Origin of the sequence: Sulfolobus acidocaldarius DSM 639, from assembly GCF_000012285.1 — an archaeon.
Lineage (GTDB): Archaea > Thermoproteota > Thermoprotei_A > Sulfolobales > Sulfolobaceae > Sulfolobus > Sulfolobus acidocaldarius.
In genome coordinates, this window is the sequence record NC_007181.1 from 1,107,124 (window position 1) to 1,120,521 (window position 13,398).

Below are 13,398 nucleotides of genomic sequence, written 5' to 3' on the forward strand. Positions count from 1 at the left end.
GGAGTAAATATATGAGGTGATCCAGCCGCAGGTTCCCCTACGGCTACCTTGTTACGACTTCTCCCCCCTCGCGGGAAAGGAGTTCGATCCCCCACTTATCGCAAGGGACCTCACCCCTTTCTCGCTCGGGTGGAGCGACGGGCGGTGTGTGCAAGGAGCAGGGACGTATTCACCGCGGGTTGTTGACCCGCGGTTACTAGGGATTCCTCGTTCACGAGGGCGGGTTTCAGCCCTCGATCCCAACTGCGGCAGGGTTTAAGGATTGGCTCCCCCTTTCGAGGTAGCATCCCGTTGTCCCTGCCATTGTAACCCGCGTGCGGCCCGGGAGTTTCGGGGCATGCTGACCTGCCGTGGCCCCCTCCTTCCTCCGGCTTACGCCGGCAGTCCCCCTAGTGTGGTTCTGGACCGGAGTCCAGAATACCAACTAGGGGTGGGGGTCTCGCTCGTTGCCGGACTTAACCGGACATTTCACAACACGAGCTGGCGACGGCCATGCACCTCCTCTCCGCGAGTCAGGCAAGGTCGTTAGCCTGGCCGTCATACTGCGGTCTCCCCCGGTAAGATTCCAGGCGTTGACTCCAATTGAGCCGCAGGTTCCACCCCTTGTGGTGCTCCCCCGCCAATTCCTTTAAGTTTCAGTCTTGCGACCGTACTCCCCAGGCGGCGGGCTTAACGGCTTCCCTGCGGCACCGAGTAGGCTCTAAGCCTACTCGACACCTAGCCCGCATCGTTTACAGCCGGGACTACCGGGGTATCTAATCCCGTTTGCTGCCCCGGCTTTCGCCTCTCACCGTCGGGCGCGTTCTAGCGGGGCGCTTCCGCCACTGGTGGTCCTCCCGGTATCTAAGGATTTCGCCCCTACTCCGGGAGTACCCCCCGCCTCTCCCGCCCCCTAGCCCACCAGTATCGCCCCCAGTTCCCCGGTTGAGCCGGGGACTTTAAGGGGCGACTTGGTGGGCCGGCTACAGGCGCTTTAGGCCCAGTAATCACCCCGACCACTCGCGGAGCTGGTATTACCGCGGCGGCTGACACCAGACTTGCCCCCCGCTTATTCCCCCGCCTTTTTAGAGCGGGGAAAAGCCTCCTTGCGGAGGCACTCGGGGTAGCGCCCTCACGCTTTCGCGCATTGGGGACGTTTCGCGCCTGGTGCGCCCCGTAGGGCCTGGGCCCTTGTCTCAGTGCCCAACTGGAGGCTCCCGCTTCCACGGCCCCTACCCGTTATAGGTTCGGTGGGCCTTTACCCCACCGACAGCCTGATGGGCCGTAGCCCCATCCTCGGGCGGCTACAAACGGGAAATAGCCTATAGCCCTTTAGGGAAGGAACCATTCCAGGACTCCTTCCCTATCGGGGATTATCCCCAGTTTCCCGGGGTTATCCCCGTCCCGAGGGTAGGTTAGCCACGTGTTACTCAGCCGTCCGCCACACTCCCTTACCCGGGAGTGTAAGACTCCCATGGCTTATCCCTACCCCGATAGCGGTCGGGTCCGGCAGGATCAACCGGAATCGGGGCGGGAGGGCTTTTCACCACCCGTAATCTTCCCCTGTCAGGAATGAGACTTCTGAGGTTAGACCCCTCAGCTTTCTCATCCCTCCATGAATAAGCTTCATCCCCCCGCGCGGTTTTTGTGCCCCGCGGGGGGTTGTCCGCGAAATATATCTTGTACAACTACAATATATAAAACTTACGTCGATATATTATGGTGTGTTTTCCGATACTATATATGTCATGAATTTACCATATCATTTAAAAAAAAGGCTGAATTCGCTTTACGTTATCTTTACTTAATCATGTAAATATCTTAGAGTATTTCTATCCTACCATCTTCGTCTGCAAGTACCACATCATATTTATTGCAAAAAACGCCTGTTTCTATTATTCCGGGTATGCTTTTTATGGTTTTGTCAAACTCGCAAAGCTGATTTATTCTTACCTCTACATCTATTATCATATTTCCGTTGTCACTTATTATTCCTCCCATTTTTCCTGTTCCCTCTCTGATACTGGTTTTAAAGCCTATTTCATTAATTTTCTTTAAAATATACATAATAGATACTGGAACTATCTCTACGGGTACCTTCACTGAGTGCTGCTCTATCTTTACTAGTTTTTTATACTCGCCTATAAAGAGGGATGATTTAGAAAAAGTAGTCAAAATCTTTTCTCTCAATAATGCTGCGCCTCCACCTTTAACCATTACTTTATCCTTTGTAACTACGTCAAAACTATCTATGTATATATCCGGTTGAATCCCTGAGTACAATGATAAAATTAAACCTCCTCTCTGGGATATTTCCAATTCAGTATCAATTGAACTAGCTATGTATTTAAACTGGTTAAGAATGCCTTCTCGATCTAAATGTTCTATTAATTTCTTCACTGTTCTACCTGTACCTAAGCCTATTATACTATAACCTGTTAATCTTTTGGAGACGTATTGAGATAATATTTCTTTTGGATCCATAACGGGTTAAGTGAAAAATAAGAATAAAAATAATGTCTTAACCTGTTGAGACGTCGATAATATAGTCTGCACCTGTTACCACAATATAGCCTGGATAGCCGGGAACCCAGTTCATGTTGTATAGGGAGGTTATAGATGGTAGAGTGTAGCCATTACTGTGTAAAATCCAATTACCTGTAGCGAAAGTCCAGTTTGATACCAATATCCAGCTGTTGTTCCACCAAATATATTGTAGCATGGTATCACGTGATGGGTTTATCGCAATTTTAGTGAAATTCCAAGGGACATTCGGAAATAATTGAATTGTCTGTGTGTTTAGTGATGGACCGTACCACCACCAGTATGAGTAATACCAACTTGCCAATGGGCTATTTCCCCACATTAAGGAGATGTTTTTGACTGTGTTGTTTGAAAGTGATACTAGTGGAGATGGGTACACACTTATTCTGATATCTGCTCCTGGCGAGTTAAAGTATGGAACGAAGAAGAGAGGATTTGTATCATATTGAGTGGTAACAACTGTGTAGGTCTTCCATGGAATCTTAACGTATTCAGGAGTTCCGTTAACATAAAAGGGTAGATATAGGGTTATCGGGTCTGAATAATTAGTATATAAATTATACCAGGCTGTATATCCTGGGTAATGATACTTATCATAAGCTAATGGATTGTGATATAATGTTATATTTAACCAATTACCTTTAATAGGAAATATTAAGGTTGCGTTTTTATCTAGAGAGTAGGAGGAGTATGGTGAATAAAATCCGTAAAAACCCCATGCATAAAAAGTGTTAATAGTTCCTGTAAGACCATATTCGTATCTTTCATTCCAAGGAGTTGATACGTTTATTGATTTAACCACTGATGGAGTGAAATACGTTTCAGGTAATGGATTATAACCAACCACTAATCCCATATTGCTATAAAGGGGGGAGATTAAAGAAGATGGTGATAGGTCTCCTCCGTCTAAGGAATTTATATTAGTTACGTTAAACCATGTTCCCATATTTGTAATTACTACTGCCCATTCACTTCCGTTTAAAATTGTGGATAATTGTGAAGGTAATTGAATATTAACTTCTTTTATGTTACCATCAGGATAAATAACGTATGTGATTCTTTCCCCTGGCGTTGTACTAACTAAGAAATATCCTCCGTTGTTTTGAACTATAGTTAAAGGAGAACTTTGGGCATAAAAGTCGAGTTTGTTTGAAATTTGTTGAGTAGCATTAGCCATCTTGTTCTGAGCTACTATAAGGATGGAAATGGATATAACTAAAATTTGTAAGAATATTAAAGCTCCAAGTATTGTCGATATTCCCTTCTTCCTTCTCTTCATGTTTGAATTCTTGTTTTAATAAACAGATGGTGATGAGCGAAAGTAACGCTTTTTAAGACTAAACAACTATTATTTTTAGTTGCGGGGGTGCCCGAGCTGGTCAAAGGGGGCGGACTCAAGATCCGCTGGCGAAGGCCTACGCGGGTTCAAATCCCGTCCCCCGCATCCCCCTTATTTACATCTTCTTCAAAATTAGTGAAGTGAGTGTAGATTTTACTCCCTTTACTGCCCTTATACTTTCTATTATCTGATTTAACTCTGTGGAGTCCTTCGCTTCTACTTTAACTAATATATCGTAATCTCCTGAAATCTCCATCACTTCCCTAACGCCTTCAATCAATACGATTCTTCTAGTCACTGATGTTGTATAAACGTTTGAATCACACTTCACAGAAATTAACGCCATTATATTTTCTGGTGGTCTAGGTTTCAAAATCCTTCCAGTAACTGACTCAGCCAATTCAAGTAAATCGACATCCCTGTAAAACCTTACATTCGGATTAGATTTAATCTTTGCCAATACTTGATCTATTTCGCTGTCTGTCAATTTTACTCCTAGTCTATCAAACCTATCTTTAACGGCGTGTTTTCCAGTATATTTATCAATTACGTAATCTCTACTCCTTCCGAAAGTCTCAGGCGGTAAGAATTCATAAGTTTTCGGATCATTTAACACACCTGCTACATGGACTCCAGCCTTATGAACAAAGGCATAATCCCCAGTTATAGGAAAGTTAGGAGGTAAGGCGATTCCACTATATTTCTCTACTAAGCTTGCCACCTCAGAAAGTTTCTTTAGGTCTACAACTTCAATTCCGAAGTGATACTTTAATGCAGCAGCTACCACTTGTAAGGGAGCTATACCAACTCTTTCCCCTAAACCGTTCAAGGTAGTATGAATTATAGTAGCTCCTCCTTCTGCTGCTGCCAATACATTAGCCACAGCCATTCCCAAATCATTATGAGCATGAATATCAAATTCGATATCAGGAAATCTAGATGTCAAATCCTTGAATAGTTCTCTCGTTCTTGAAGGGTATAAGACGCCTACAGTGTCTGCTATGCTTACCCTATCAGCACCAGCGTCCCTAACTGTTTTTATAACCTCTAACAAATATTGATAATCTGCTCTGGTAGCGTCCTCTGCTGTAAATCTCACTTTTACACCGTGGCTCTTCGCATAACTTACTGTTTCTGCAATAGATCTTAATGCCTCATCTCTAGTTGTGTGATGTTTTGCTTTTAAATGAGTATCACTTATACCGTAAAAGATGGCTATTCTATCTGCTTCTATTTCGGCACCTACTTCTATATCTCTTTTTACTGCTCTGCTATGCGCGACTATCTCAGATTTTATTACCCCTTCCCTTTTCAGTTTTATTATTCTTCTAATTCCTTCATAGATATCCGGTGAAACTGCCGGATGACCAGCTTCAATCATTTGTACTCCTATGTCAGAGAGAGCTTTGGCTATCTCTACTCTTTGATCAGTAGTAAATACAACTCCGGGTGTTTGTTCTCCTTCTCTTAGTGTTGAATCTAATATACCAACTTTCATGTGTAGTTTCTTTTTAGGTAACATATTTATAAATAAAACTGTAAAGAGAAGTTCGAAAAACAAACTAAGATAGAACAGTTATTATTAATGTTGAAACGTTCTCAAGACCTATTTTATTCGCATATTTTTGCAATATTTTTAACAACAAATCAAAAAATGCTTTATTCTGCTTAACAAATTGTATGTTCTCAGAGTATGCATAGATAGCAGAGGAAAGAATATTGTTGCTTTTTCTGTAATCATCTTCTATCATTTCCAATATATTCCTTATAACATCCACATCTAATCTACCTTTATATTTATTTAGTTCCTGAAATTCCTCCTGATCCAAAATTGACATATTTATCACTCCGGTACTACAACACTCCCTAGAATCTCATTTCCTTTAAGGATGTTTGGCAACTTATTCAAGTCCTTAAAATTAATTACTAAAACTTTTATTTTAGATCTTTCTACAATTTTTATGGCTAATGGATCTAATAATTCATATTTTCCCGCATTTACAGATTGAGAACCCTCTAATATAGTCTTTAGTTCAGAAACTGTTAATTTAGGCAGCAGTTTTGCATCAACAAATTTTTGTGGATCCTTCGTATACACACCATTTACATTTGTAGCTAAAACTAAGTAATCAGCATTAATTATCTCACTTACCAGTGCAGCCACACCTGCTGTAGATTGACCAGGCTGAAATCCACCTGTTATAACTACTTTTCCACTAGCCCATCTTTCATTAAAGTCCTCAATACTCTCCGGGACTTTAGGATAGGCAATATTATCAAGTGAGAAAAGCAATAATTGGGCATTCAGTCTGGATACCAAAATTCCTAAAATATCAAGGTGAGATTCATTTAGGTTAAGTTTCCTGCCCATACTGATATAGCGCCTTGCAGTACCTCCTCCACCTGTGACAACTGCAACCCTATGACCATTATTCACAAGGTCAATAATCACATCTCTCAACAGACTTAGATTTTCGGAATTTTCTTCATCAAAAAACTTGCCACTTACTTTTAACGTTAATTTCATCTCACAAAAAATATATGGTGGATTTTATAATAAGTTTACACTGGATAGTCATCAGGTAATTTATGCCTGAAATATTTGCCACTTTCTGGGTCTTTGAATAAACCTATTTTTACACCTTTTCTCCCTTTAGGTGCTAAAACCCAAGTTTTCTCTGGCGTTAATTCTAACTCTTTTCCTCCAGGAGTTCTCACTCTTACTCTTTTTTTCTCCGACATAACTATCATTAATATAGTCTATTAGACAACTTTAAAAACCTTTTCATAGTTTAGTTAATGGATAATACCAATAGTATTGTAAAGATAATGTTGAAGGACTCCTTTAATTTAGATTGCGTTTGTTGTTCCTCCATCAATTTGAATAACAGAGCCTGTAATATATGACGAATATTCGGAGATAAGATATACTATCAGCGGACCTAACTCCTTATCTATATCCCCAGTCCTACCTAGAGGAGATCTTTGAAGAACTTCTCTATACCATAGCTCTTCAAAAGGAATCCTCTTTGTCTCAGCAAGTTTCCTTAAGCTCTTTTTTGCACCCTCAGTTTCAAAGCTACCCATAAGAATAACGTTTGATGTTACGTTATATCTGGCATAATCTTTTGAAATAATTTTTGAGAGTTGAACTAAAGAAGACCTCGAAACGTCAGCTAAAACAAAAATACTTTGTGGTTCTTTAATAGTCCATGATGATAAGTAAATAATTCTACCCCATTTATTCTTTATCATCTCTGGAAGAACTAACTTAGTAAGCTTTACCGCACTTAATAGATATAGTTTTACTGAATAGTCCCAGTCTGACATATTTGTCACTTCAAAGGTAGAAGGCTCATTTGGTGGATTCCCGGTGTTAAAAATTAGAGCATCTATACCTCCTAATTTATCTAGAGCGAAAGAGATTAGTTTATCTAATTCATCTAAATTAGTCAAGTCTGAGGGAAGACCATATACTTCAGGATTGTACCTGGATAATTGGTTCACCGCATTTTTCACTTTAGATTCGTTTCTTGAAGTAATCACAATTTTGCAACCTTCACGAGATAGCGTTCTTGCTATTCCTAAACCTATACCTTCTGTGGATGCTGTTATGAGAACCCTCTTACCTGAAACGCTCAAGTTCATGGTCTAATATAATTGTTTGCAAGTAGATTACTTTTTCCTGTGGTAGAAATTAGATCTATGCCTAAAATTTCCCCTCTTAATTCAGCCAGTTTCTGTTTTAGCTCATTAAAGTCCTTAGCCTCAATAAAAATATCACAAATAGTATCAAAGACCTTCACACAATCCCTTAGTTCCTCTTTTGCATTCACTGTAACCCTATAAACTCTGATGGAAGGTTTTACATTATATATAACGTCTAGTTCTGTGCCAGATACCCTTCCTGATTTCTTTAAGTAAAATCCGTTAATTTGATTTAAGTTAAGATCAACTTCAGTAATTAATGGATAGTCGTCTACAATTCTCACATCAGAAGGCTCTGAATATGGCGAATTAATTTGAGTGTTCAATAACTTCTCTAGAGACAGTCCTCCTTTAGCATACCAACTTGATAAAGGTATACCTCTGACTAACCTGTTATAAAAGAATAGATAGTGCTTCGTTCTCTTCCTTTCTAAAATCGTATCATACTCTATATCATATATTATCTCTACTTCAGGATTATCAATATCTGGCTTTGATTCCTCCCCAGTGAGTAGTTTTCCAACTTCTCTTTTTATCTCGTTTTTTAAACTTTCATAATATATCAAACCGTTCTCTACTATGAAGTTCTGTTCAATATCCCTCATATGCCTGGGCAAACTAACTCCAAGAACAAAAGTCTTATATCCCTTCTCTCTTAAAAGACTGAGAGCTTTTTGGTAAAATTTTCTCTTAATTTCTTGTATCCTGTTGTTGCAAATGTAACATGATCTATTCTGAAAATCATCTCCGAAGTAAAGAGAGAAAATACCATAAGATATTTGTCCCATATTAAACATTATCTCCTTCACTTGATTGGAATCCTGAATCTTATGTTCTTTAAGGGAATAATCCAAACTGAGGAGTAAAGTAAGTTTTATTGCCTTTCCTCTTTCCTCATTTGTATGTGCATAACTAAGTCTAGCAAAACATCTTCCTAAACAACTGTCACAAAGAGGGTACTTTGATAATAATTCAAAAGCCTTATTGATTACTTCCGCCAAATAATTTTGCAAGACCTTTTCTCCTCTTTACCATTTTAAGTAAGTTATTAGTCATTTGATACTGCTTAAGAAGTTCCTTTACCTCTTCAACTGTAACGCCAGCTCCTTTTGCTATTCTCCTCATCCTGGCTTTATCTATTATGGATGGGTTATCTAATTCTTTATATGTCATTGAATTCATTATTGCCATAAATGTCCTTATTTTCTCTTCACCTAATTTTAATTGTTCTTCTGGAACTTGTGATAATATTCCAGCACCAGGCAACATTTGAAATATTTTACCTAATGGACCCATTTTCCTTAAAGCTATAAGTTGTTTATATATGTCCCTAAGAGTTAATTTTGTTTTACCTGAAATTACGTCTTCCATTCTTTTTTCTAAATTCTCGTAGTCTTCTACGCTCTTTATTTTCTCTATTATGCTCTCAATATCTCCTAAACCTAATAAGCGTGATACAAATCTTCTAGGATTAAATACTTCCAATTCATCCAATTTTTCTCCTGTACCTATGAACTTTATCTGAGCCCCAGTAGCTATTACTGCTGATAGAGCTCCTCCTCCTTTCGCTGTTCCGTCCATCTTTGACACTATTAATGAACCAATTGGACTTGCTTGATGAAATCTAGAGGCTAAGTCATATGCTTTTTGACCAATTGATGCGTCTATAACTAAAATTACTTCGTCTGGGTGTATTTTATCATACATCGATTTCATTTCTTCCAAAAGACTGGCTTCTTCCCCGTAACCGTGCCTTCCGGCTGTGTCAATTATTACAATATTCATTTTTTCCTTTAGAAATTTCTCTAAACCATTTGTTGCTATTTCTATAGGATTTTTGTTTCCTGGTTCACCATAAACAGGAATATTTATCTGCTGTCCTATCTGGATTAATTGCTCATATGCAGCAGGACGATATATATCAGCAGCAACTAAACCTACTTTATATCCCTTTTTCTTGTAGAAAAGCGCAAGTTTGCCAGAAGTTGTAGTCTTACCACTTCCCTGTACGCCAACAAGCATTATAATGTAAGGCAGTTTCTTTGGCATGACTTCGGGCTCCTTGTCTCCACCAAAGAGTCTAGATAATTCATCGTAAACTATTGATATAAACCATTCTCTTTTTTCTATTGCGGATGGGGGTTTCTCTTCTGTTATTCTTTTCTTTATTCTGTCTGTTAAATCCTTTACTAATCTGACATTGACATCTGCTTTAATGAGAATTATTTGAAGTTCTTTTATAAATTCGTTAACTGCTTTTTCATAATCTGAGGAACCTAAAAATTTTCTTACTGCATCCCTTAGACCATCTAACAATTTACTTTACCCTTACAATTTTTCTTCTCCCCATCACACTCCAGTACTCTATTTCTGCTCCAGGTCTAATTTTTGAAACAATCTCGTTTTCAGTAGGCTTTTCTAAATCAAATGTTTCGTAACTTTCCAAATCCATAATTGTCAGATTATCTCCCTTATCAGCCAATATCTGACCTACGTGCTTCTCGATGATAGGAACCTCAACTTGCTGATCAACAGGTGCCATAAGGGATCTTTTTTGACCTGTAAACAAACCTATTGCGACAACATTAGCTTTTGCACTTCCGTGTTTTCCTGTTTTCGCCTTGGTTATTTCAACTACTCTACATGGTTCTCCATCTATCATCACGTAACTACCTACTTTAAGATCTCCAACCGTAGTGTACTGTATGCTCATTTGAATTCCCATTAATTCCTTTTAATATGAGTTTTAAACTCTTTTGCTCTGAGCTTTGGCCCTTCATCATGAGTCAGTCTAAGTCTAGCGTCTTCACAGCAATATATTTTATTTATAAGTTGACTTATAAACTATGCCTTGGAAAGTAAGATGTAGAAGTTGCGGTAATGAATGGGTGATAAATATAAGTTTCGACATAAGCAAACAGCCAGCTATTTACCAATATTGTAAAACCTGTAAGAGAAACACTTTTAATGATATTTTGGAATATTTTGAAAAGGATGACGAGACCCAAAATATTGAACGATGATATAACCTGTCTCGGCTGATCAGTTTATGAAATCAGTTTATGAAATCGCTATTCTTGATCTTTTCAGGAATGTATTGAAATGCGAGAAATCTTAAACCCTTACTTGCCATAGCCTCTATTTCAAGCTTAGACTTTTTGTCCAAGAATACTGAAATCTCATGCTGCCAACCTTTAGTTTTGAACCATTCGTAATTCTTTATTTCCATAGCTCTCTTTACATCTGCATCTTTGGCTTTAATTATATAATTCCTCCTTTCTTGATCTGAAAGATAAGGCTTCTTACCCTTATCTCCAAATATATCAGTCATTGATACACCTAAAAATCTAGCATTAGGTGTTGCAAGTCTCTCACTTTCGTAGGAAAGAGAAATTGAACCTATTTTAAACACACTATATATGTACCATCCATAAGGATCTGCATCTGTTAATATATAAACCGGAAGTTTAAGTTCTTCATTCAGTCTTCTCACGAAACGCCTTGTAGCCCTATCTGGTTGACCCGCACTTGTAACTAAAATTGCCTTATACTGTTTCCAAAAACCAGCCCTATGAAGTTGCTGAAACACTGCGTCCTTCTCCACAACTAGTACAAACTCTGCATTAATATCCATGAAGTCTATTAAGTCAGGTGTTGGCTCAATTGAGTACGCACCATGACCCATTTTGCTTAGATCTATAACATCATTTCCGCTTCTGATCCTCATATCACCTACTACCTTACCTTTCTCTTTGCTGAGTATTAACATATCCTCCCTAAGCAGAGACGTAAATACCTCTATATCCACTATCACACTGTCAGATTCTTTCTGTTCATCCCATGTATTTTCTTCATAAGCCCTACCATTAGGATCTTTCAAAATTATTGAGTGCTTTCCCCTATAATATAGATCACGTATAGTTGGATATTCATCGTTAACCAACGCGTCATATATAATACTTGCCATCAACGTGGTCTGCATAAATCTTTTAGCCTCATTTAGATCCAGAAAGTTTCTCTTTAACTTTTCTTTTCCCAAAATTAATAATCCTCTCTTTTCATCATAAACTGTGTTAGAAAGGGTCCTTTTTGGTATTTCCATTATGGGTGGTTCATTATTATTAACCATTTCAACTAATTTTAGGAATGTCTCTCTCAAAACATTCCCAGCCTTCTTTCTTATCTCCTTATCTACTTTAGATTCAAGCTCTGTCATACTTCTTCCACCTTATACTTCTTTATCTCTTCCTCTAAATTCTTATCTTCAATTTCTAACCTTCTTATGATCAGGTCAAGTAATCTTGATCTGAGAACCTTATCTGTGTCAGGTATTTTTTCTTTACTCCCAGCAACAAACATACTTAAACTTCTACTAACCTCAGGTATGTATTTTAAATACGTTATCAGCTTTTTCTTAGCTTCTTGCTCTTTTCTCTTTTCTGTCAAATATTTCTTTAGATTTCTTGCCACATCCATTATTGCTAACTTTATCTCCTTCTCTATTTCCTCAACATCTGCTATACTCTCCTTACCTGCACTTTTATATGGAACTTTTGTACTACAAAGATGAACCATAACAACTAATTGATATTGGTCAGTTTCAACTCCATATCTTTTCCAGTCTATTTCCTCACTTATCACCTTCCAAATGACATCAGATTTCTCGTCATATATTAGAGGAATCTTATTTGCATAACGTAAAACTAAAGGTTCTGTCGCAGCTGGTATACCTCCACCATAAGCAACACCGGCTTCTACTATGAAGGGGTGTCCTTGGTATGCCTTTGGTCTTCTGGTAATAGCTGATACAAATTCTGGGTTGAAGACCTTCTGTAAGCTTAATTCTATCAGATCAGAACCTATCACAGATAATGCTTCAGCAGACGGAGGTCTAAAATCGTCAAAGGTCTTCATAACTTCTACAAGTCTAGATATTTCTTCATCAGTCAGGTTTGTTATCTTTTTATTTTTAGAGATTTTAGATAACTCTAATATCTTATCGGCTGTAACATCACCTACACTCTGAAATTCTTTAACCAAAAAGTCTCTAATGTCTAATGGTTTGTCGATTTTAGCTATCATAAACTTTATCAGCTCAATATCTACACCATATGGATGAGGCTTAACCTCCTCAGGTGGTTTTGGTAATTTTGTGGTAAGCCTCTGAAAATATAGCACGTTACCTTCAGGGTCTCTAAAAACGATCTCAGAATATGGTGCTATTATATATGTTCTTTTAACATATTCATACACCTTAGCCTTTGAACGTTGCCAATCAGCTAAAAGATAAATACTTACTGAAGTTCCATGCCACCCTTTATCGTTACTTATTGAATACCTCTCCATTATTACGGGCTCGTTCTTGGTAACGTCTATTTTTAATCTAAAGAAGTAAATGCGTTTAGAATTGAGTGGAGAAGTGTAAATTTCAAGAGGTTTATCTTGATACATCTGACTATACAATACGGCTGCCTTAACGCCTAGTCCATACATTCCTCTAGTTTGTCGTAATACGTACTTGGAACTATATAGAACTTTTCCGAATGCATTTGGAACAACATGAGGCGGTATACCGATGCCATTGTCCTCGACGTTTACCTTATATATTTGTTTCTGTTGGTCAACAAGCTCAATGCTAATTTTAAGTGAAGGTAATAGATTGTGAACATCTGTTGCATCCAAAGCATTTTCTATTAATTCTCTCACAGTTTGATAAAGAGCTCTAGCAGGATTGCTAAAACCAGCTAACTCTGGATTTCTTTTAAAGAATTCTGCGGGAGAAATGCTACTATATTTCTCTTCTTGTGGCATAGTAAATCACTCCTGAT

The 13,398-nt window shown here is 38.5% G+C and carries 12 protein-coding genes, 1 tRNA gene and 1 rRNA gene; 1 reads left to right on the forward strand and 13 read right to left on the reverse strand.

From position 1 onward, the window contains the following. Positions 1-11: 11 nt before the first annotated feature. The 3 genes from SACI_RS06215 to SACI_RS06225 form a co-directional block, all read right to left on the reverse strand. Positions 12-1,505: ribosomal RNA gene (locus SACI_RS06215) — 16S ribosomal RNA — on the reverse strand. 295 nt (positions 1,506-1,800) lie between these two features. Further along, complete coding sequence (gene rpiA / locus SACI_RS06220; protein WP_011278142.1) at positions 1,801-2,463, reverse strand: ribose 5-phosphate isomerase A; 663 nt, start codon at positions 2,461-2,463, stop codon at positions 1,801-1,803. A 37-nt stretch (positions 2,464-2,500) separates the two neighbouring features. Next, positions 2,501-3,802: a hypothetical protein gene (locus SACI_RS06225; protein WP_011278143.1), complete on the reverse strand. Its 1,302-nt coding sequence runs from the start codon at positions 3,800-3,802 to the stop codon at positions 2,501-2,503. A gap of 81 nt (positions 3,803-3,883) precedes the next feature. Here SACI_RS06225 and SACI_RS06230 point away from each other — a divergent pair. Further along, positions 3,884-3,967, forward strand: a tRNA-Leu gene (locus tag SACI_RS06230). Positions 3,968-3,977: 10 nt separating this feature from the next. On the opposite strand, the gene lysS is transcribed toward SACI_RS06230, so the two are convergent. The 10 genes from lysS to SACI_RS06280 all read right to left on the reverse strand — a co-directional run bounded on the left by lysS (position 3,978) and on the right by SACI_RS06280 (position 13,381). Beyond that, positions 3,978-5,384 carry a homocitrate synthase gene (gene lysS / locus SACI_RS06235; RefSeq protein WP_011278144.1) on the reverse strand — a complete coding sequence of 469 codons (1,407 nt, stop codon included), beginning with the start codon at positions 5,382-5,384 and terminating at the stop codon, positions 3,978-3,980. 40 nt (positions 5,385-5,424) lie between these two features. Then, on the reverse strand, positions 5,425-5,700 hold the full coding sequence (locus tag SACI_RS06240; protein WP_011278145.1) for a hypothetical protein: 276 nt from the start codon (positions 5,698-5,700) through the stop codon (positions 5,425-5,427). Positions 5,701-5,705: 5 nt separating this feature from the next. Then, positions 5,706-6,389, reverse strand: coding sequence for a UMP kinase (gene pyrH / locus SACI_RS06245; protein ID WP_011278146.1), 684 nt, complete (start codon positions 6,387-6,389; stop codon positions 5,706-5,708). Positions 6,390-6,424: 35 nt separating this feature from the next. Beyond that, positions 6,425-6,604 (reverse strand): chromatin protein Cren7, encoded by a 180-nt coding sequence (locus SACI_RS06250; RefSeq protein ID WP_011278147.1) that lies wholly within the window; start codon positions 6,602-6,604, stop codon positions 6,425-6,427. Positions 6,605-6,712: 108 nt separating this feature from the next. Further along, on the reverse strand, positions 6,713-7,510 hold the full coding sequence (locus SACI_RS06255) for an SDR family oxidoreductase (RefSeq protein WP_011278148.1): 798 nt from the start codon (positions 7,508-7,510) through the stop codon (positions 6,713-6,715). Continuing rightward, positions 7,507-8,583, reverse strand: a complete 1,077-nt coding sequence (locus SACI_RS06260; RefSeq protein ID WP_011278149.1) for a pseudouridylate synthase — start codon at positions 8,581-8,583, stop codon at positions 7,507-7,509. The genes SACI_RS06255 and SACI_RS06260 overlap by 4 nt, the downstream gene beginning before the upstream one ends. Then, positions 8,552-9,886, reverse strand: coding sequence for a signal recognition particle protein Srp54 (locus tag SACI_RS06265; protein WP_011278150.1), 1,335 nt, complete (start codon positions 9,884-9,886; stop codon positions 8,552-8,554). The genes SACI_RS06260 and SACI_RS06265 overlap by 32 nt, the downstream gene beginning before the upstream one ends. A 1-nt stretch (position 9,887) precedes the next feature. Beyond that, positions 9,888-10,283: a translation initiation factor IF-5A gene (locus SACI_RS06270; RefSeq protein WP_011278151.1), complete on the reverse strand. Its 396-nt coding sequence runs from the start codon at positions 10,281-10,283 to the stop codon at positions 9,888-9,890. Positions 10,284-10,625: 342 nt separating this feature from the next. Further along, positions 10,626-11,786, reverse strand: a complete 1,161-nt coding sequence (locus SACI_RS06275) for a DNA topoisomerase IV subunit A (protein ID WP_011278152.1) — start codon at positions 11,784-11,786, stop codon at positions 10,626-10,628. Next, positions 11,783-13,381 (reverse strand): DNA topoisomerase VI subunit B, encoded by a 1,599-nt coding sequence (locus SACI_RS06280; protein WP_011278153.1) that lies wholly within the window; start codon positions 13,379-13,381, stop codon positions 11,783-11,785. The genes SACI_RS06275 and SACI_RS06280 overlap by 4 nt, the downstream gene beginning before the upstream one ends. Positions 13,382-13,398 lie beyond the last annotated feature (17 nt).